20 protein-coding genes, 1 tRNA gene and 1 pseudogene are annotated in these 20,064 nt (G+C 64.6%); 8 read left to right on the plus strand and 14 right to left on the minus strand.

Going from position 1 to position 20,064, the window contains the following annotated elements:
- Positions 1–27 precede the first annotated feature (27 nt).
- From tgt to ACYVGK_RS13800, 3 genes are all read right to left on the minus strand, one after another.
- A complete protein-coding gene (gene tgt / locus ACYVGK_RS13790) occupies positions 28–1,164 on the minus strand; it encodes a tRNA guanosine(34) transglycosylase Tgt (protein ID WP_460734662.1) in 1,137 nt (378 codons plus the stop codon).
- A gap of 20 nt (positions 1,165–1,184) precedes the next feature.
- Positions 1,185–2,234 carry a tRNA preQ1(34) S-adenosylmethionine ribosyltransferase-isomerase QueA gene (gene queA, locus ACYVGK_RS13795; RefSeq protein WP_460734664.1) on the minus strand — a complete coding sequence of 350 codons (1,050 nt, stop codon included), beginning with the start codon at positions 2,232–2,234 and terminating at the stop codon, positions 1,185–1,187.
- A 91-nt stretch (positions 2,235–2,325) separates the two neighbouring features.
- Positions 2,326–4,122, minus strand: coding sequence for an ABCB family ABC transporter ATP-binding protein/permease (locus ACYVGK_RS13800; RefSeq protein ID WP_460734666.1), 1,797 nt, complete (start codon positions 4,120–4,122; stop codon positions 2,326–2,328).
- A gap of 118 nt (positions 4,123–4,240) precedes the next feature.
- Between ACYVGK_RS13800 and ACYVGK_RS13805 the strand changes: the two genes are divergently transcribed.
- Positions 4,241–5,371, plus strand: a complete 1,131-nt coding sequence (locus tag ACYVGK_RS13805) for a hypothetical protein (RefSeq protein WP_460734668.1) — start codon at positions 4,241–4,243, stop codon at positions 5,369–5,371.
- Positions 5,372–5,418: 47 nt separating this feature from the next.
- Here ACYVGK_RS13805 and ACYVGK_RS13810 read toward each other — a convergent pair whose 3' ends face one another.
- Entirely contained in the window at positions 5,419–5,589 is a 171-nt protein-coding gene (locus ACYVGK_RS13810) for a hypothetical protein (protein ID WP_460734670.1), read from the minus strand.
- A gap of 113 nt (positions 5,590–5,702) precedes the next feature.
- A complete protein-coding gene (locus tag ACYVGK_RS13815) occupies positions 5,703–6,134 on the minus strand; it encodes an Lrp/AsnC family transcriptional regulator (protein WP_460734672.1) in 432 nt (143 codons plus the stop codon).
- Between the two features lie 119 nt (positions 6,135–6,253).
- Here ACYVGK_RS13815 and ACYVGK_RS13820 point away from each other — a divergent pair, with 119 nt between their 5' ends.
- Positions 6,254–7,750 (plus strand): aminotransferase class III-fold pyridoxal phosphate-dependent enzyme, encoded by a 1,497-nt coding sequence (locus tag ACYVGK_RS13820; protein ID WP_460734674.1) that lies wholly within the window; start codon positions 6,254–6,256, stop codon positions 7,748–7,750.
- Between the two features lie 278 nt (positions 7,751–8,028).
- Positions 8,029–8,661 carry a uracil phosphoribosyltransferase gene (gene upp, locus ACYVGK_RS13825; RefSeq protein WP_460734676.1) on the plus strand — a complete coding sequence of 211 codons (633 nt, stop codon included), beginning with the start codon at positions 8,029–8,031 and terminating at the stop codon, positions 8,659–8,661.
- Between the two features lie 85 nt (positions 8,662–8,746).
- Here the strand turns inward: upp and ACYVGK_RS13830 are convergent, their stop codons facing one another.
- The 7 genes from ACYVGK_RS13830 to rsmD form a co-directional block, all read right to left on the minus strand.
- Positions 8,747–9,475: a TMEM43 family protein gene (locus ACYVGK_RS13830; RefSeq protein ID WP_460734678.1), complete on the minus strand. Its 729-nt coding sequence runs from the start codon at positions 9,473–9,475 to the stop codon at positions 8,747–8,749.
- Between the two features lie 56 nt (positions 9,476–9,531).
- On the minus strand, positions 9,532–10,422 hold the full coding sequence (locus ACYVGK_RS13835) for an MBL fold metallo-hydrolase (RefSeq protein WP_460734679.1): 891 nt from the start codon (positions 10,420–10,422) through the stop codon (positions 9,532–9,534).
- Positions 10,423–10,512: 90 nt separating this feature from the next.
- Positions 10,513–12,219, minus strand: a complete 1,707-nt coding sequence (gene ggt, locus ACYVGK_RS13840; protein ID WP_460734681.1) for a gamma-glutamyltransferase — start codon at positions 12,217–12,219, stop codon at positions 10,513–10,515.
- Between the two features lie 53 nt (positions 12,220–12,272).
- Complete coding sequence (locus tag ACYVGK_RS13845) at positions 12,273–12,524, minus strand: YfhL family 4Fe-4S dicluster ferredoxin (RefSeq protein WP_187711589.1); 252 nt, start codon at positions 12,522–12,524, stop codon at positions 12,273–12,275.
- A gap of 174 nt (positions 12,525–12,698) precedes the next feature.
- Positions 12,699–13,190: a hypothetical protein gene (locus ACYVGK_RS13850; protein WP_460734683.1), complete on the minus strand. Its 492-nt coding sequence runs from the start codon at positions 13,188–13,190 to the stop codon at positions 12,699–12,701.
- Positions 13,191–13,250: 60 nt separating this feature from the next.
- Complete coding sequence (gene coaD, locus ACYVGK_RS13855) at positions 13,251–13,754, minus strand: pantetheine-phosphate adenylyltransferase (RefSeq protein WP_460734685.1); 504 nt, start codon at positions 13,752–13,754, stop codon at positions 13,251–13,253.
- A 36-nt stretch (positions 13,755–13,790) separates the two neighbouring features.
- Complete coding sequence (gene rsmD / locus ACYVGK_RS13860) at positions 13,791–14,459, minus strand: 16S rRNA (guanine(966)-N(2))-methyltransferase RsmD (RefSeq protein ID WP_460734687.1); 669 nt, start codon at positions 14,457–14,459, stop codon at positions 13,791–13,793.
- Between the two features lie 209 nt (positions 14,460–14,668).
- Here rsmD and ftsY point away from each other — a divergent pair.
- The 4 genes and pseudogenes from ftsY to ACYVGK_RS13880 all read left to right on the plus strand — a co-directional run.
- A pseudogene (gene ftsY, locus ACYVGK_RS13865) lies at positions 14,669–15,685 on the plus strand (signal recognition particle-docking protein FtsY); the annotation flags it as partial.
- Complete coding sequence (locus ACYVGK_RS13870; RefSeq protein WP_460734689.1) at positions 15,682–16,947, plus strand: AsmA family protein; 1,266 nt, start codon at positions 15,682–15,684, stop codon at positions 16,945–16,947. The pseudogene ftsY and the gene ACYVGK_RS13870, both read left to right, overlap by 4 nt.
- Entirely contained in the window at positions 16,947–18,017 is a 1,071-nt protein-coding gene (mutY, locus tag ACYVGK_RS13875; protein WP_460734691.1) for an A/G-specific adenine glycosylase, read from the plus strand. The genes ACYVGK_RS13870 and mutY overlap by 1 nt, the downstream gene beginning before the upstream one ends.
- A gap of 3 nt (positions 18,018–18,020) precedes the next feature.
- Positions 18,021–18,293, plus strand: coding sequence for an oxidative damage protection protein (locus ACYVGK_RS13880; protein WP_460734693.1), 273 nt, complete (start codon positions 18,021–18,023; stop codon positions 18,291–18,293).
- Positions 18,294–18,297: 4 nt separating this feature from the next.
- Here ACYVGK_RS13880 and ACYVGK_RS13885 read toward each other — a convergent pair whose 3' ends face one another.
- Complete coding sequence (locus tag ACYVGK_RS13885) at positions 18,298–18,735, minus strand: DUF6491 family protein (RefSeq protein WP_460734695.1); 438 nt, start codon at positions 18,733–18,735, stop codon at positions 18,298–18,300.
- Between the two features lie 164 nt (positions 18,736–18,899).
- Between ACYVGK_RS13885 and ACYVGK_RS13890 the strand changes: the two genes are divergently transcribed.
- A tRNA-Phe gene (locus tag ACYVGK_RS13890) sits at positions 18,900–18,975 on the plus strand.
- Between the two features lie 184 nt (positions 18,976–19,159).
- Here the strand turns inward: ACYVGK_RS13890 and ACYVGK_RS13895 are convergent.
- Positions 19,160–19,624, minus strand: a complete 465-nt coding sequence (locus ACYVGK_RS13895) for a hypothetical protein (protein WP_460734697.1) — start codon at positions 19,622–19,624, stop codon at positions 19,160–19,162.
- Positions 19,625–20,064 lie beyond the last annotated feature (440 nt).

Genomic DNA, 20,064 nt, shown 5'->3' on the forward strand with positions numbered 1-20,064 from the left:
ACGGCGGATTATGCCACGGGGCTGGGGTCAGGCCCCGAGCGGGGGGACCGGCAGGGACCGGGCGGCGTAGAAGGACTCGCGGAACGCGCTGAAGGTTCCCGCCGCGATCGCCTCGCGCATCCCGGCCATCAGGCGCTGGTAATGGCGCAGGTTGTGCAAAGTCCCCAGCACCGGCCCGAGCATCTCGTTGCAGCGGTCCAGGTGCCGCAGATAGCTGCGGCTGAAGCCGTTGCGGCAGGTATAGCAGTCGCAACCTTCTTCGATCGGGCGGTTGTCGCGCTCGTAGACGGCGTTGCGGATGCGCACCGCGCCGGTCGCGGTGAAGAAGTGGCCATTGCGCGCGTTGCGGGTCGGCATCACGCAGTCGAACATGTCCACGCCGCGCGCGACCGCTTCCACCAGGTCTTCCGGCCGTCCCACGCCCATCAGATAGCGCGGCTGGTCCTCGGGGAGCTGTGGCGCGGTGTGATCGAGCATGCGGTTGCGCTCGGCTTCGGTTTCGCCCACGGCGAGGCCGCCGATCGCGTAACCGTCGAAGCCGATCTCCTTCAGGCCGGTTGCCGAACGCGTGCGCAGGTCGTGGTGCACGCCGCCCTGGACGATGCCGAACAGAGCCGCATCATTGCCTTCATGTGCGCGCTTGCTGCGTTCGGCCCAGCGCAGCGACAGCTCCATTGACCGCTTCACCACGTCGGCCGTGACCGCCACGCCGTTGACATGCACCGGCGGGCACTCGTCGAAGATCATCACGATGTCGGAGCCGAGCACCTTCTGGATGTGCATGCTCTCTTCCGGCCCCAGGAAGACCTTGCTGCCATCGGTCGGCGCTGCAAAGGTCACGCCGGCTTCGGTGATCTTGCGCTTGTGCGCCAACGAGAACACCTGGAAACCGCCGGAGTCGGTGAGGATCGGCCCGTTCCATCGCGCGAAACCGTGCAGGCCGCCGTGGTCGGCGATCACGTCGAGTCCGGGCCGCAGGAACAGGTGGAAGGTGTTGCCGAGAATGATTTCCGCGCCGAGTTCGCGCACCTGCTCGGGCAGCACGCCCTTCACTGAGCCGTAGGTGCCGACCGGCATGAACGCCGGGGTCTCCACGGTGCCGCGGGGGAAGGTAAGCCTGCCGCGGCGCGCAGCACCATCGGTTGTCAGGAGTTGGAACGACATCCGGCAATCGGCAGGCCCGCTCATGCGCGCGCCTCCGCGCCCTCGGCTTGCGGATGCAGCAACATCGCATCCCCATACGAGAAGAACCGGTACCGCTCGCGAATCGCATGCTCGTACGCTGCGAACATCCGCCCCTTGCCCACGAACGCCGATACCAGCATCAGCAGCGTGCTTTCCGGCAGATGGAAATTGGTGATTAGCACATCGACTGAACGGATCCGATAGCCAGGCAGGATGAACAAGCGGGTCTCGCCCGCGAACGGCCGCAGCTCGCCATCGCACATCGCACTTTCCAGTGCGCGCACCACGGTCGTGCCCACGGCCACCACACGTCCACCCGCGGCGCGCGTGCGCCGGATCTGTTCGATCAATTCCGCGCCGACATTGAGCCACTCGCTGTGCATCACGTGCTGGTCGAGGTCGTCCACACGCACGGGCTGGAACGTGCCTGCGCCGACATGCAGGGTCACATGCCCGAACTGCACGCCCTTCTCACGCAGACTCGCGAGCAACGCATCGTCGAAATGCAGCCCCGCCGTCGGTGCAGCCACTGCGCCGACCTCGCGTGCGAACACGGTCTGGTAGCGCTCGTCGTCGTCCGCACCGGGTTCGCGCTGGATGTACGGCGGCAGCGGCAGGCGTCCGGCGTGCAGCAGCCACTGCTCCAGCGATTCGGGCACATGGAAGCGCACTACGTAGAACTCGCCTTCGCGCCCCAGCACTTCCAGCTCGCCGCCGGCATCCAGCGCGATGCGTGCACCTTCCTTCGGCGACTTGCTCACGCCCAGTTGCACGCGCGCGTCGAATCCGCCGAGCAACCGCTCGATCAGGATCTCCACGCGTCCGCCCGTAGCCTTCTGCCCGAACAACCGCGCCGGGATCACTCGGGTGTCGTTGAACACCAGCAGGTCGCCCTCGCGCAGTAGCGAAGGCAGGTCGCGGAAGGAACGATCGGCGAACGGCGCATCACCCGGTGGCACCACCAGCAGGCGGCTGGCCGAACGCTCGGGCAACGGCGCCTGGGCGATCAACTCGGGCGGGAGGTCATAGTGGAAATCGGACTTTTTCAAGGGGGGGGAAGCGAACTCAGGCGGCCCATCATCTTAATCGCTACGCCCCTAGGGCGCCTGGATTCGGCATTGGCGCCCGCGGCGCTTGAACTCAGGCAATCTCCGGCTCGTGCTCGCTCCTGACTTGCTCGCGCCGCTGCAGGGCCCACAACTTGGCATACAAGCCTTGCTTTTCCAGAAGTTGCAGATGGGTACCTTGCTCAGCCACATGGCCATTGGCCAGCACGAGGATGAGGTCGGCGTCAACGATGGTCGACAGACGATGGGCGACCACCAATGTAGTGCGGCTACGGGAAATCGCTGCCAGTTCTTCCTGAATGACCTGTTCCGTGTGGGTATCGAGCGCCGACGTAGCCTCGTCGAATATGAGAATGGCTGGATTCTTCAACAGCGCTCTGGCAATGGCGACGCGCTGCTTCTCGCCCCCCGACAACTTCACGCCGCGCTCGCCGACCAGCGTGTCGTAGCCTTCAGGCAGAGACGCGATGAAGGTATGTATGTGCGCTGCCTGTGCTGCGGCCATCACTTCATCGCGAGACGCATCGGGGCGTCCGTAGGCGATATTGAAGTAGATGGTGTCATTGAACAGCACCGTGTCTTGCGGCACGACGCCGATCGCCTTGCGCAACGAGCTCTGCGTTACATCGCGAACATCTCGCCCATCAATCGAAATGCGCCCTGCTGTCGGATCGTAGAAACGGAGCAACAGCCGAGCCAACGTCGATTTGCCAGCCCCGGTTGGCCCGACGACTGCGACAGTGTGGCCCGCGGGAATGCAGAAATTGACGTTGTCCAGGATTCCACGGCCGGCCTCATAGCGGAACCCAACGTCCTCAAACCGCACCGTGCCGCCATGCAATTCGAGTTCGGTTGCCGTGACTGAATCCACAACCTCGCAGGGCTCGTCCACCAGGGCGAATATCCGCTCCAGATTGCCCAACGTCTCGCGTATCTGACGGTAAACGAACCCCAGGAAATTGAGTGGCGCAGCGAGCTGCAGCAAGAATGCGTTGACGAGGACGAAGTCGCCAAGCGTCATGGTTCCGGCCACGACCCCTGCAGATGCTCGCCAAAGCAGCAACGCCAGCCCGGTCGCGACAATGACCTCCTGGCCAATATTGAGAACGGCACGAGACTGCAAGTTCCTGACAATCGAAGTTTCCAGCGCGCGCATACGCTGGTCATAGCGCTCGAGCTCGTAACGTTCGTTGTTGAAATACTTTACGGTCTCGTAGTTCATCAACGAGTCCACCGAGACAGCACTCACTTCCGTGTCGGCTTCATTCGCGGCGCGGTAGATGCGCATACGCCACTGCGTTGAAACGATCGTAAAGATCACATAGGCAGCGATGGTTCCCAGAGCGATCAAGGCGAAGCTTGCGTCGTAACGCACAACCAGGATGCCGCAGACGATCACAACCTCCAGGAGCGTAGGCAGGATCGAATAGAGCGTCCATTCCAGCAGATCCGAAATAGAGGAAACGCCTCGCTCGAGGTCCCGCGATACGGCTCCCGTTCGCTTATTCAAGTGAAAGCGCAGTGACAGTGCGTGCAGATGCGAAAAGACCTGCAAAGCGACGTGACGGGTCGTCCGCGCGGTTACGCGGGCAAACACTATTCCACGCAATTCGACAAAAACCGACGTCGAGAGCCGCGCTGCACCATAGGCCAACACAAGCATGAGCGGGAGCTCAACCACCCCAGGCTTGGCACCGAGGCGATCCACGAGCCACTTCAACTGCATTGGCACAGCAATGGCCGCCAGCTTGGAAGCCAGCAGCAGTGCCAACGCGAGAAGCACGCGCCCCCGATAGGCCCATAACGTCGGAAGCAACCGGCGGAATATCAGCCGTGCCGTCGTCCATGCGGGCGCACTTGTCAGACTCATCCCTGGTGACTCATTGAGTTGTTGAATGCCGTCAGTTGTCGAATGCGGACAGTGGAAGGGTAATCGAAACCTCTGGCATGATCGCCCTTACCTAAAAACGCTGGCGATGGATACTGCCATGACAACACTGTTTGTAGCCGACCCCTGGGACGTGCATGCGCGCGCAGCCGCATGGGGGCTGGAGAAACTCGGCAAACCCAGCGTGTTCTGGTACACGCACGATTTCCCGCAGAAGCATTCGGCCAGCATCGAGATCGATAGCCTGCCTGCAGCGCAGCCCGCCAACGTCGATCTGTATTGCGCCCGCACTTATCGCACCTTCAACGTGAGGGATATCGACGCGGTATGGCTGCGCCGCTGGTACCACCCGTCGGCCTCATCTGACCTGCATCCGGCCGACATACGATTCGCAAAAGGCGAAGCCGGCGAGTACGTCCGATCCATGATGGACGTGCTGGATATGGATGATCGCTTCTGGATCAACCCGCTGCAGGCCAAACGCCGCGCAGATCGCAAAGCCGTGCAGTTGATGCAGGCAAAAGCGGTCGGGCTCAGCATACCCCAGACCCTGCTTTCCAACGACCCACAACGCATCAGGGCGTTCTTCAATGCGCACGATGGGCGCGTCATCTACAAACCTTACGTCCCCGCAGTCTGGAACAGCGATGGAGGAATGTATTCGACGTTTACTTCGCCCCTGAACGAAGCTCTGCTCGAACACGACATATCGCTTTCCCAGGCCCCCGGCATCTACCAGTCCCTGGTGGATAAAGACTATGAGTTGCGGATCACGGTCATGGGACGCTCCATCTTCGCGTCAAGAATCGACTCGCAACAGGACGGTTACTACCTGACCGACTGGCGCGCCAACGTTTCGAGGAATCCGATCCGATCCCGGCGGCATCAATTGCCTGCACATATCGAGCAGCAGTGCCTGGCCCTGGTCGAACGCATGGGTCTGGTGTTCGGCTGCATCGACGTGATCGTGACCCCAGAGGGCGATTACATCTTCCTCGAGATCAATGAAATGGGGCAGTTCCTCTGGCTGGAACAGGAGGATCCGGACGTTCCCCTACTCGATTGCTTCACCCGGTTCCTTCACAGCCGAAATCGGCGGTTCCAGTACGAAGCGGGCAAACCCGTTTGCAGCTTTGCCGAGTTCCTGGCTTCTGATGCGGTGAAGGATGTTCCGCCGGACGACAGTCCCGAGCACGTACCGCTGCCGCACCTGTTTCTTTTACAGGAATAAAAAGAACCGAAGGCCACGCGAGTGGCCTTCGGTCTTTTGCGTCTCGATCAGGGAATTTGATCGCCGTTATCGGCGCGATCGATTTCCCTAAAGCCGCCAATCCACGTGTAGCCGTAAGTGGACGCAGCCATTTGCTCGATCGATGCGGACTCAGCGTCCTGGGTCACATCCATTGCCACCATCCTTCCCAACAGGCGCTGCTCAACGTTCTGAGACATATCCAATCCATTTGGTTAGGCGACCAAACCGGTCGCAAGGCCGAATCTACGGCACGCAAAATTCCAAGTCCATACGAAACTCGTTAAGCGCGATCCATACGTCAGCGTTTATTTCAGCGCTCGAACTTCGCCGACAGGATGATCGAGGATGTGGTCCGCTCCACCCCGTCGATCGCGCCGATGCGGTCAGTCAGTTCGTCCATCTCGGCCACAGTCGGCACCACGCCCATCGCCACCAGGTCAAATGGACCGCTGACCGAATGCAACGCGCGCACCTCGGGCATCGCGCGCAGGGCGTCCACCACGGCCGGCATCTGCTTGGGCAGCACGGTGATCATGATGTGGGCGCGGATGTGGCCGCGTTCGGCATCGTCGTTGATCCGGACGGTGTAGCCGCTGATCACCCCTTCCCGCTCCAGCCGCTCGATCCGGCTCTGCACGGTGGTGCGGGATAGCCTGAGGCGCCTGGCGATCTCGGCGGTGGAGGCGCGGGCGTTCTCGCGCAGGACGGTCAGGAGCTGCTGATCGGCGGGGGTGATCTTCATAATGCCTAATTATTTTCGGCATTTTGACGAAATACAAGAATATTTCGTCCAAACACCCACTACCGATCGACGAAATTATCCCGATAATAGGCCGATTAGCCCCATTTCAGGAGACTCCCATGGCCGTTACCGACAAACTCGCGTCCCTGCGCGCCCATGCCGGCAAGCGCCGCACCGTGGGCCTGGATGACGCCGTCATCGCCCAGTTCGCCGCCACCCACCCGGCCCTGGTCGAAGCGATCGATGCCGCTGTCGCCGAATACCAGGCGATCAAGGCCGACTTCGCCGACCTGCTCGACCTGGACGAAGACGCGCAGCTGCGCGCCGTGCAGGCCGGCTACGTCAACTTCTACCCGGACGACGGCGTGAATCCGTACGTCGCCCTCGTCGCCCGCGGCCCCTGGGTCGTCACCCTCAAGGGCGCGGTCCTGCACGACTCCGGCGGCTACGGCATGCTCGGCTTCGGTCACACGCCCAAGGCCGTGATCGACGCGATGGCCAAGCCGCAGGCGATGGCGAACATCATGACCGCCTCGCTGTCGCAACTGCGCTTTGAGAAGGCGATTCGCGCCGCCATCGGCCTGAACCGTGGCGCCTGCCCGTACGAGAAGTTCCTGTGTCTGAACTCCGGTTCGGAATCGGTCTCGCTGGCCTCGCGCATCGTCGATGCCAACGCCAAGACCATGACCGACACGGGTGCCAAGCACGCTGGCCGCGCGATCAAGCGCCTGGTGGTGAAGGGCAGCTTCCACGGCCGCACCGAGCGTCCGGCGCTGTATTCGGATTCCACCCGCAAGACCTATATGCAGCACCTCGCCAGCTTCCGCGGCGAAGACACCGTGCTGACGGTCGAGCCTTACGACGTCGACGCGCTGAAGAAGGCCTTCGCCGACGCCGACGCCAATGGCTGGTTCATCGAAGCGATGTTCCTCGAGCCGGTGATGGGCGAAGGCGACCCGGGTCGCAGCGTGCCGGTCGCGTTCTACAACGCCGCGCGCGAACTGACCAAGGCCCACGGCGGCCTGCTGCTGGTCGACTCGATCCAGGCCGGCCTGCGCGCCAACGGCGTGCTCTCGATCATCGACTACCCCGGTTTCGAGAACGTCGAAGCGCCGGACATGGAGACCTACTCCAAGGCGCTCAACGCCGGCCAGTACCCGCTGTCGGTGCTCGCGGTGACCAAGCGCGCCGGCGAGATCTACAAGAAGGGCCTGTACGGCAACACCATGACCACCAACCCGCGCGCCCTCGACGTCGCCGTGACGGTGCTCAAGCAGGTCACGCCGGAGCTGCGCGAGAACATCCGCGCCAAGGGCAAGGAAGCGACCGACAAGCTCGAGAAGCTCAAGGCGGAACTCGGCGGCATGATCACCAAGGTCCAGGGCACCGGCCTGCTGTTCTCGTGCGAACTGTCGAGCGACTTCAAGTGCTACGGCACGGGTTCGACCGAAGAGTGGCTGCGCGAACACGGCATCGGCGTGATCCACGGCGGCGTCAACTCGCTGCGCTTCACCCCGACCTTCACCATCACCAGCGAGGAAATCGACCTGGTGGTTGGCATGGTCAAGCGCGCTCTGCAGGAAGGTCCGCGCGCGCAGCAGGCGGTCGCGGCGTAAGCGCCCTCCTCCGCGCGAGCAAAAGGCCGGCTCTCGCCGGCCTTTTGCTTTTCCGCCTCATCGCTTTGTAGAGCGGAGCTTGCTCCGCTGCTTTCGTAGCGCCGCGCCTGCGCGGTGCGATCTGCCCGAAAAACAAAGAGCACACCGCGCAGGCGCGGCGCTACAAGGCAAAAGCGCAGGAGCAGCGGAGCAAGCTCCGCTCTACAAGCCTAGTGCCGTCAGGGCTTTGTATCGCTCCCGCGAAAGCAGGCATGCTTGCCCCACGCTAGGAGCCGCCCATGAAAATCACCGAAGTCCGCCACCCGCTGGTGAAGCACAAGCTCGGCCTGATGCGCGTGACCGGCATCAGTACCAAGGAATTCCGCGAGCTCGCTTCCGAAGTCGCCACGCTGCTGACCTACGAGGCCACCGCCGATCTCGAGACCGAAGAAGTCGTCATCGAAGGCTGGGCCGGCCCGGTAAAGATCCAGCGCATCAAGGGCGCAAAGGTCACCCTAGTGCCGATCCTGCGTGCGGGGTTGGGCATGCTGCCGGGTGTGCTCGAGTTGATTCCGGCCGCGAAAGTCGGTGTCGTGGGCCTGCAGCGCGACGAGCGCACCCTGCAGCCGATTGGCTACTACGAAAAGCTCACCGGCCGCATGGACGAACGCACCGCGCTTATCCTCGATCCGATGCTCGCCACCGGCGGCACGCTGATCGCGACCATCGACATGCTCAAGGCCGCAGGTTGCCGGCGCATCAAGGGACTGTTCCTGGTCGCTGCGCCGGAAGGCCTGCGCGCACTGGAAGCCAGGCACCCGGATGTCGAGGTCTATACCGCCGCCATCGACGAACGCCTGAATGAAGTCGGTTACATCCTCCCGGGCCTGGGCGACGCGGGCGACAAGATCTTCGGCACCGCGCCGCGATAGGACCAATCAGCCAGGGATCCCAAACACGCCGCGGCGCGCGAGCTGTTTGCCTTCCGTCGCCAGCAAATCCACAGGTGCGCTGTACTTATTCGCGCCGATGCCGTCGTCGCCGTATCGTCACGACGATCGCGATGAGCACAGCCAGACCTGTACCGAAGACCGGCCACAGCCGCTGCGTGCGCTCAGGGTGCCGCGGGTTGGCGGGCGCGGATGCGGGCTCCTCGGTTGGCGCCACTTCCGGAGCCTCCTCCACGCGCCGCCATTGCCCCTCGCGCAACATCACCTTGCCCGTGAGTGACGGCAGCACCAGTTCGCGCCAGCTCACGCGCAGATCGCCGATTTGCGGATCCAGCGGATTCTCGGCACTGCCCAGCCCATCGCCTTCGGGCTGGAATGACGCCGCAAGGTTCGCCGGCAGGCGTGAGAAGTTCGGACGCAACACGCGCCACTCGCCCAGGCTGCGCAGTACATCGGCGTCGAGCGGCTTGCCGTCCAGCGTCGGTTGCGGTGCCCACCAGCGCTCGTTATCGAGCGGGAACCCGGATGGATTCTGGTGCGCGGTATCGAATCCTGCGGAATCGATCAGCGCGCCGTGCCACACGCGCTCGTAACCCTGGTCGCTGATGCGCCACTGATACATCTCGACGCGACGATCCAGGCCGAACTCATGCGTATTGACCCTGAAATCCGGATCGACCAGCGCGGGGCCGGGATCGGGAAAACCTTCCGGCTCGGCCTGTGCCCACACCGAGGCCAGCGGAGCGAGAGCCAATACCGTCGTCATCCCGAGCGCAGCGAGGGACCTGCTGTTCACCATGGAGGTGAAGCAAAGCAGGCCCCTCGCTGCGTTCGGCGTGACAAACCAGGGGCTCACGCCGCCAGCGCCCTCGCGTGCAACTCGGCGACTTCGTGCGCGGTTGCGAACTTGCCCTTCTCGTCGCGCACAACCTGCGCCAATGCGCAGCCCGGGTCGTGGGTGAAAAACAGATGCACGTTGCGCGCGAGCTTGTCCTCGAGAAAGGCCTTCTTCTCGTCGATCAGCAGTTCGGCGTTGCGGTCGTAGCCCATGGTGATCGGGACATGCACCCACGGCCGGCCGGGAATCAGATCGGCGCAGAACACCACGCCACCATGCGCTTCGCCATTGACCATATCCGGACCAACGATTTCCGCCAGCATCAGCCCGGGCGTGTGGCCGTCGCTGAAATGAAAACGCACGGCATTGCCCAAAGTCTTCGAATGCGCGCCGTCGACCAGTTCGAGACGGCCGGTGGCTTCCAGCAAGCCGGGCAGTTCGGCGACGAAGCTGGCGCGATCGCGCGGATGCGGCTGGCGGGCGCGTTCCCAGTGCTCGCGGCCGACGACGTAACTGGCATTCGGGAACACCAGCCTGGGAGCGACGCCCTCCTCCCACTTCGCCAGCACGCCACCGGCATGGTCGAAGTGCAGGTGCGACAACACCACGACATCGATGTCTTCCGGCTTGAATCCGGCTGCGGTCAGCGAGTCGAGCAGGATGTGGCGTTCTTCGTTGACGCCATAGCGCTCACGCAACTTCGGTTCGAAAAACGCACCGATGCCGGCTTCGAACAGCACGGTCTTGCCGGCCAGCGGCGTCGCCAGCAGCGCGCGGCAGGCCAGGTCGATGCGGTTCTGCGCGTCGGGCGGCGACCACTTTTCCCACATCGCGCGCGGTGCGTTGCCGAACATCGCACCACCGTCGAGCTTCTGGCTGTTGCCGAGCAGGGACCAAAGTTTCATTGCCGCGCTTCCAATGTGGCCATGTGAGGATTATCGCGCCGATCGGCGCATGCGCGAAGTGGACGCCGCATATCACGGCATCCAGGAGGTTCAGTGATCGTCGCTCTGGAGCACTTCCGCACTACCCACCGAGTTACGCGGATCGCTCCCGCCTTCCAGTCGGCCGGTGCGTTTGTCCCACAACACGGTCTGCAGATTGCCCCAGGTCGCTTCGCCGGCGTTCACCGTGTGACCCATTGCCTGCAGGGTCGCGACGGTCGCGGGATCGATCGCGCCCTTCTCCGCCGAAATCGCGTCCGGTAGCCACTGGTGGTGGAAGCGCGGGAGCGCAGCGACCTGCTGCGCCCCGAGTCCGGCGTCGTAGCCGAGGATGCCGATCAGCACCTCGGTGATGATTCGGCTGCCACCCGGCGCGCCGACCAGCGCTAGCTTGTCCTTCGACTCGATGAAGCTCGGCGTCATCGAACTCAGCATGCGCTTGCCGGCCTGCGGCGCATTGGCGGCGAAGCCCATCACGCCGAACGCATTGGGCGTGCCCGGACGCAGCGCGAAGTCGTCCATCTCGTTATTGAGCAGCACGCCGGTACCGGGCGCGACCATGCCCGAGCCGTACAGCAGGTTCACGGTCTGCGTTGCCGAAACGCGGTTGCCTTCGGCATCGAGGATGGAGAAGTGCGTGGTCTCGTCGTCTTCCAGCGGCGCGGGAACGCCCGGCAGCAACGAGCTCGGCGTGGCCTTGTCCGGATGGATCGTCGCACGCAGGCCCGCGGCATAGTCCGCGTCCATCAGCCGACGCACCGGCACCTTCACGAAGTCCGGATCGCCCAGATAGATGGTGCGATCGCGGTACGCGCGTCGCATTGCTTCGACGATGACGTGGTGGCGGTGGGCGTCATCGAGCTTGGCCAGATCCCAACCCTCGAGCATCTGCAGCATCTCGGCTAACGCGATCCCGCCGGACGACGGCGGCGGCGCGGTGGTGACGTTCCAATCGCGATAGCGGAACCGCAGCGGCTCACGCTCCTTGACCCGGTAACCGGTGAGCTCATCGGCGCGCCACTTGCCGCCCTCCTGCTTGACCGCAGCGAGCAGCTTCGAAGCGGTTTCACCGCGATAGAAGCCGTCGAAGCCCCTCTGCGCGATGAGTTCGAGCGTGTGCGCAAGTTCGGGCTGGCGCAGGACTTCGCCCGTCATCGGCGGGGTACCGTCTGCCAGGAAGACAGCGCGGGTACCGCGGTAGCGCTCCATCACTTCACGGCGCGAGGCGTAGCCTTTTTCCAGGCGCGGATAGATCGGGAAGCCTTGGCGCGCCAGGCGGATCGCGGGCGCCAGCGTGGTCGTCAACGGCAGGCGGCCGTAGCGCTGAGCCAGATGCACGAGCGCGGCGGGCAACCCGGGAATGCCGGCGGACCACGGGCCATTCATGGCGCGATCGCGGTTGAGTTCGCCCTTTTCGTCGAGATAGGCCGCGGGCGTGGCGGACGCGGGCGCGGTTTCGCGCGCGTCGACGAAGATGTCCTTGCCCGTTTTCGCATCGTGCAGAAGGAAGAAACCACCACCGCCGATTCCCGAGCTGATCGGCTCGACCACCGACAGCGCCGCGGACACTGCCACCGCCGCATCGAACGCATTGCCGCCGGCGCGGATCATGTCCATGCCGGCTTGCGTTGCAAGGGCATGACCGCTGGCGATGGCCGCACCCGGCGGGTGCTGTGACGCCGGAGCCTGCGCCGCGACGGCAACATCCATCATCGCAAACGGCAACAACAGGGACAGCAGCAGCGTACGCAACGGCATCGGCAGGTTCCTTTCGGTGTCAGCTCCTTCCGCCGATGATCAACGCGAGAACCTCAGCCTTGCGCCTGCAGGCGCGCGAGCTTGGCCAGCAGCTGCTCGTTGGATTCGGGGAAGGCGGGATCCGGATCGATGCACTCGACCGGGCAGACGACGACGCACTGTGGCTCGTCGAAGTGGCCCACGCACTCGGTGCAGCGCGCGGGATCGATCACGTAGATGGTTTCGCCCTGCGAAATCGCCTGGTTCGGACAGGCCGGCTCGCAGACATCGCAATTGACGCAGAGCTCGTTGATCTTCAGCGCCATGGTTCAAATCGGGCGGTTAGCCGCCTCTACTCCTCTATCGACGGAATTCCGTCGTTCCAGCCGGTGCTGGAATCCATTTTGATCCTGCTTCGGCGATAGCAACAGCAAGAGCAAATGGATTCCGGCTTGCCGGATCCGGCAAAGCCGCGCCCGCTCTGCGGGCGCGGCAGATCGTCACTTCGCTTCAACGAACTTGTAGCTCGCGCCCGACGGCTCCACCGCCGCCTTGACGCGGTCGCTGTCCGCCGCGGCGCCGATGAAGAGCACCTTCACGCCCTTCATGGTGCCAGGCGAGGCCTTGGCGAACGCGGCAGCAGCGAGATCGGCGGTCTTGGCCGAGTTCGGGCCACCAAAGGCCAGCAGCGTGCCTTCCACGCCACCACGCATCATGTCGGACTCGGCCTTTTCCAGCTGGCGGTCGTAGAAGCCCTGGAAGTCTTCGGTCGTGTCGGCCGGCAGGGTGTAGACCAGCGGCGTGGTGGCGCCGTCGAGGTTGCGGGTCACCACATCGGTCAGATAGGCGTTCCAGGCATTCTCGTCGGTCGGCGTGGCCGGCATCGCCACCGCCGCCTTGGCGGTTGCCTGCGCGGCTTCTTCCTTCTTGCACGCGCCCAGGAAGGGCAGCACGAGGCAGGCGGTGAGCAGCAGTCGGGTCGAGATCTTCATCGGGCGTTCCCCAGTCTTGGTAATGCGTGGTTGTGTGCGTGATTGATTACTGCAGATGCATCATGCAGCTGGATTGCGTTGCCACTGCGCCTGCAACGCGGAGGCCACCGCCGGCGGTACGAAACCGGAGACGTCGCCGCCAAGGCGGGCGATCTCGCGGACCAGCGATGAGGAAATGAAGCCGTACTGCTCGGCCGGCGTGAGGAACAGCGTCTCCACCTCGGGTATGAGATGCCGGTTCATGCTGGCGAGCTGGAACTCGTACTCGAAGTCGGACACCGCGCGCAGGCCGCGCATCAGCACGCCGCCGCCAACTTCGGCGACGAAGTGCGCGAGCAAGCCGGCGAAGCCGCGGACTTCGACGTTGGCGTGATGCGCCACGGCTTCGCGCGCGAGCTCGACGCGCAGTTCCAGCGGCAGCGCCGGGCCTTTGCCCGGACTGGCGGCGACGCCGATGATCATCCGTTCGAACAGCGGCGCGGCACGATCGACGAGGTCGACGTGGCCATTGGTGATCGGATCGAAAGTGCCGGGATAGACGGCAATGCGGTTGCGGGCGGTCATTCGCGGGGGGTTCGCTCGGAGTTGGCTCGCTCAGAATTAGGCGATCGCGGCTGGCCCGGCCGGATTGGACGCCAGTGTAGCAGCGGTGCCGGGGTGAACAGCGGTTTCGGCCCGTCGCCGGTAGAGCGCATACCGCACCTCGCGCGTGTTGCCCTCGCGATGCAGGGCCCATTCCGGCGGCGGCGCAGCCTCGGCCGCGTGCGGGGATTCGACATACAGCCAGCCGTTCGCGGACAGCTTCGTCGTCAGTACCGGCAGTACGCTGCCCCAAAAATTCGCGTCGAACGGCGGATCGACGAAGGCCAGGTCGAAACTGCCGTCCGGCTGGTCACGCAGCCAGGCGAGCGCATCGGCCTGCACTACATTCGCGGCTTCGCCGCCCTGCAGTCGTGCGGCGATGGTGCGTAATGCGGCGGCCAGCTTCGTGTCGCGCTCGACCAGCACCGCAGACCCCGCGCCGCGCGACAACGCCTCCAAGCCGAGCGCCCCGCTGCCCGCGAACAGATCGAGCACGCGCGCCCCCGGCAGCGCCGGCTGCAGCCAGTTGAACAGGGTTTCGCGCACGCGGTCGCTGGTCGGACGCAGGCCGGGCGCATCGGGCACGTCCAGGCGCGTGCCGCGCCAGCGGCCGCCGATGATGCGGATTTTTCCAGGTGCGGTCTTTCCGGGTGCCGCCTGGCCTGTGCGGGAATGCGGACGGCTCATCGGGCGGCAGGAAGCGAGGGGGCTATCATGTCCACATTCTCGCGCACTCTCCGCTTCCCTCGCTGATGCTCAATTTCTTCCGCCGCAAGAAGCCCGACGCGTCGCCGGCGACGCCTGGCGATGCCCGCACGCCTCCGGCCGATCCGACTCTCGACACCGGCGCCCCGGCGACGCAAGCACCGGCCGATGACGGCCTGCGCGAAACCGAACCGGTGCCGGCGGAGATCATCGCCGCGGCGATGGAGGTCGAGCCGGCCGCATTGCTGGCTACCGATGAAGCCGCCCCGGCCGCCGCTCCCGGCCGCAAGGGCTGGCGCGATCGCCTGCGCGGCAGCGCCTTCGCGCGCACCCTCGGCGGGCTGTTCTCGCGCAACCCGCGCCTGGATGACGACCTGCTCGACGAGATCGAGACCGCGCTGCTGATGGCCGACGTCGGCGTCAGCGCGACCTCGACCCTGGTCAACGATCTGCGCAAGCGCATGAAGGCGCGCGAGTTCACCGACGCCAACGCGTTGCTCGCCGCGCTGCGTGGCGATCTCATCGCGTTGCTGCAACCAGTGGCGAAACCGCTGGAAATCGATCGCAACACCACGCCGTTCGTGCTGCTCACCGTCGGCGTCAACGGCGTCGGCAAGACCACGACCATCGGCAAGCTGGCCAAGCGCTTCAAGGACGAAGGCCGTCCCTTGATGCTCGCCGCCGGCGACACTTTCCGTGCTGCCGCGGTCGCGCAGCTGCAGGCCTGGGGCGAACGCAATGGCGTGCCGGTTGTCGCGCAGGGACAGAACGCGGATGCCGCGTCGGTTGCCTTCGACGCATTGCAGGCCGCCAAGGCCCGAGGCACCGAGGTACTGATCGCCGACACCGCTGGTCGCCTGCACACCCAGCAGGGTCTGATGAACGAGCTGGGCAAGATCAAACGCGTGATCCAGAAGCTGGATGCCGATGCCCCGCACGAAGTGCTGATGGTGATCGATGGCACTACCGGTCAGAACGCGTTGTCGCAGCTGCGCCAGTTCCATGCCGCGGTCGGTGTCACCGGCTTGGTGGTCACCAAGCTCGACGGCACCGCCAAGGGCGGCGTGGTGTTCGCGCTGGCACGCGAATTCGGCATTCCGATCCGCTTCGCCGGCATCGGCGAACGTCCGGAAGACCTGCGCGTGTTCGATGCGGAAGCATTTGTCGACGCCCTGCTTCCGGAAGCCCTCGGCAACGGCAACGGATGACGCGCCGCCGTCGCATTCTGCTTGCCCTGATCTTTGCTGCGATCGCGCTGCTGATCGCAGGCCGCTGGCTGTCGCGACCGCAGAGTGTCGCCGCCATCGTCACCAACCGCCTCGGCGCCTCGCTGGGACTGGAAATCAAAGCCTCCGGCACCGCTCAATACCAGCTGCGCGGTACGCCGATGCTTGTTCTGCGCGACGTCACCGTACGCGAGCCCAAGGCCGCGAAACCGCTGCTGACCGCGAGTCGCATCTATGTCGCTCTGCCGTGGTCGACCCTGCGCGCGGGTGGCAAGGATCTGATCGTGCGCCGGATCGAACTCGACGCACCCCGCCTCGACCTGCCGGCATTACAACACTGGCTCGCTACGCGTCCGCCGTCGGAGAAACGCCTGCCGACGCTCATTGACGGCCTGCGAATCCGCGACGGTGCGATCGACAACAACGACTGGCGCATCGATGGCATCCAGGCCGACATGCCGGTGCTCGATCGCGCGCATCCGTTGCGCGCACGCCTGCGCGGTCGCTACCTCGACGCACCGTTGACCATTCCGGTGGACCTGGCGGTGGCGATCGTGCACCCCGAAGCGCTGATCAAGGCCGGTACGACCGGCTTCGCCACGCATGGCCGCATCAGCATCGAGCGCGGACGCGACTGGCGATTGCCCGCGACCGTGCAGTTGTCGGGGCCACTGCGTTTCGGCGCAGACGATCTGCGCATCACCCCGGCGCGTCTGGGCATGGCGGCGCGGCTGGAAACTCCGACGACGCAACTGCCGTTCGCGCTTGGGCTGTACGGCCCACTGCATTTCGACGAAGCGACGTGGACGCTGGCGCCCGCCGGCTTGGCACTGCGACCGCGTCAGGATGGCGACGACAACCCTCTCCCTCCGCTGGATGCCCATGGCACCCTCGCACTCGGGCGCAAGTTGACGCTGCAATTGGATGGCGCGCTCGCGCAATGGCCGCAGGCGTGGCCGGCGTTGCCGCCGCCACTGGGCCAGTCGCACTCACCGTTGCCGTTTGCGCTGCGCTACGACGGCGCACCGAGTTTCGACGACGAAGCCGCCTTGCAGCTGCAGCGCGATGCCACGCGGTTCGACGGCCGCTTCCGCCTACCCCGCGTGCTGGGCTGGATCGAGGCGAAGCAAGCTTCCCCGCTGCCACCACTGTCGGGCCGGCTGACGACGCCGACGATGGAGATCTCCGGCGCGAGGCTCGAAGGCGTGGACATCGAAATGAGCGATGAGGGAGCTAAGGACTGATGGTGCGGCGTTCCCAATCCATTCCCGATGACGGCACTGACGACTTCGCCCCGCGCTTGTTGCGCTGGTTCGACGTCAACGGTCGCCACGACCTGCCCTGGCAACACCCGCGTACACCGTATCGCGTGTGGTTGTCGGAAATCATGCTGCAGCAGACGCAGGTGAAGACCGTCATTCCCTACTTCGAACGCTTCGTCGCCACGCTGCCGACGTTGCCGGCCCTCGCCGCGGCATCGCGCGACGACGTCATGGCGCTCTGGTCGGGACTGGGCTACTACGCCCGCGCACGCAACCTGCAGGCCGCGGCGCAACGCTGCGTGGAGCTGCACGACGGCGAGCTGCCGCGCGACATCGACGCCCTCACGGCCCTGCCCGGCATCGGCCGCAGCACCGCGGCAGCGATCCTGTCGCAGGCCTGGGGCGATCGCCATGCCATCCTCGACGGCAACGTCAAGCGCGTGCTCACCCGCTTCCACGGCATCGACGGTTATCCCGGCACGCCGGCGGTGGAGAAGCCATTGTGGTCGCTCGCAGAATCGCATCTGCCGCACGAACGCATGGCCGACTACACCCAGGCGCAGATGGACCTGGGTGCGACGCTGTGCACCCGTAGCGATCCTGCCTGCGTGCTGTGCCCAATGCAGGACGACTGCGTCGCGCGCCGCGAGGGCCGCATCGCCGAACTGCCCACGCCCAAGCCAGGCAAGACCGTGCCGCAGAAGCACGCGTGTGTGCTGTGGCTGGAAAACGCGCGCGGCGAGATCCTGCTGCAACGCCGGCCGCCGACCGGCATCTGGGCTTCGTTGTGGACGCTGCCGCAGGCGGACGATACCGCTTCGCTCCAGCACTGGTTCGAGCAGCAATCGCACGACGATTTCACCACCGCCGAAGCGTTGCCCACGATCGACCACGCCTTCAGCCACTACAAACTGCGCCTGCAGCCGCTGCGCCTGCGCGACATCGCCTTGCGCGAACGCGTCGGCGACAATGACGACCTGCGCTGGGTCGGCCGCGGCGAATTCGCGGCGCTCGGGATTCCGGCGCCGATCCGCAAATTATTGGAAGCCTGATTCATGCCCCGCACCGTCTTCTGCGAGTACGAACACCGCGACACCGAAGGCCTGGATTTCGTGCCATGGCCGGGCGAGCTGGGCAAGCGCGTGTTCGCGCATATCGGCAAGACCGCATGGGCGAAATGGCTCGCGCACCAGACCATGCTGATCAACGAGAACCGGCTCTCGCCCATGAATCCGCAGCACCGCGCCTTCCTTGAGGGCGAGATGCAGAAGTTCCTCTTCGGCGGCGATGCGGAAAAGCCCGCAGGTTACGTGCCGCCGGAGGAATGAGGCCTCAGCTGCTGGCCGCCTCGCGCTGCTTGCGCATGTCCTTCTCCGCCGACTTGATCGCCTTGACGTCGAGCGGGCGGATCTCGCGGATGTAGCACGGAATCGGCTGCGGCACGCCCGCACCTACGCGCGGAATCACCTTGTCGAAACGCGAATAGACCGTGCCGAAGTTGTGCGTCAGTCCGATCGCCTGGGCGAAGTCGAGATCGGGACACCCATCGACTTCGAGCAGGTAGGCCTCGTTGGGTCGCGTCCAGATCGCCAGCGCCCTGTCGCCCAGCGGCGTCCAACCATCGATGCGGCTGAGGTAACGGAGGCTCTGCACCGGCGGCTGCGCATGTGCACGGTAGAGGGCGAGTTTCTCGGTTTCGGACATGCCGCCAGTCGCGCAGGCCGATGCCGTGAGCGCAAGCGCGGCAAACAGGATTCGTAGGGCTTTCATGGCCGCCTCCTTGCCAGTGAAGTGGGGGTTGTAGCCATCATGCTCCCACGCACCAGCGCCGGCGCACGCGCCCGACACCATGTTCAGCGTCGATCCTGCTTGCCAGCCGCCCGCTCGCCCCGTATCATTCCGCCTCCTTCACGGCCGTCCACGGTTTGTGACACGGCCGGGTAGCTCAGTTGGTAGAGCAGGGGATTGAAAATCCCCGTGTCGGGGGTTCGATTCCCTCCCCGGCCACCATTTTGGTGGAAACGTGAAATGTAGGCCCTGCAAGGCATTCAGCCCTGTGGGGCTTTCTGTTTTTGGGTCATGCATCTTCCATCGCCGTTGTCTGGCATTTCGTTTCGAGCACCGGTGCAGGCCTCCGCAAACATGAGCAAGGCCGGCGGTTGCCGGCCTTGCTGGTAGGAAGTGCGCCTCCGCCTCAATGCACCTGGACGTTGCCTTGCTCGATGTCCTGCAGTTGCAGCGGGATGTCCTGCGAACACGGAATCCCCGGACCGGCGGTAAACAACAGCAGCAGCGTGATCTGATCCGACGGCGCGTTGCTGCCCTCGCCGTTGTCGGCAACCTTTACCCATACCGGTGTGCCGACCGGGAAGTTGGTGGCAGCCTGCACCGTGCCGCTCATGGTCGCGACATTGCCGGCCACCGATAGGCAGTTGATGTCTGCGTGGATCTTGGCGTTGAGCGCGCGATTGTCGAGCTGCAATTCGCCGAGCGTGTTGCCTGCACTGTCCTTGTTGGCCACGAACGCGAAGGTGCGCAATTCGCCCCCCGCGGTGATGTGACCGGCCCCCGACGCGGTTTCGTTTGCCGCCAGTGCCAGCAATGGCATCGTCAGGCCCAGCAGCGCCACGCCAAGGTTTGTTCCGAGTTTCGTCTTCATGACATTTGCTCCATTTGATGGTCGGTTGGTGAAACCACATCAATAGCGGCCGCCCGGGACGACCGCCGCGGAATATTCAGAGCCGGCGAGATGACAGGGCCATGCCAATGCTGGCCGTTACTGTGAGCCGCCAATGCAGATCAGTTGGCGACGCCGATAGCCAACCAGTGCGGCACATTGCGCCAATGCGATGCAAACACGCCCGGCCGCATGGGCGAGCAATAGACGCAGAGCATTGCGCCAGAAGAATTGAGGAGGCATCAGCTTTCCCGTTCCATTCAAGGCGGCGCTGCCACCTCAGAGCATTCGCAGGATTTCGCCGCGACGACTCCGGACCGCGTCGTCGCAATGCTCGCCTATCACGCCCTACGAGATCTGCTGTGTGCGCATCGGGCAAACGAACTTGACCTCATGTTCGTCCAGCGCATTGCGCAATGCCC

Source organism: Lysobacter tyrosinilyticus (genome assembly GCF_054779815.1).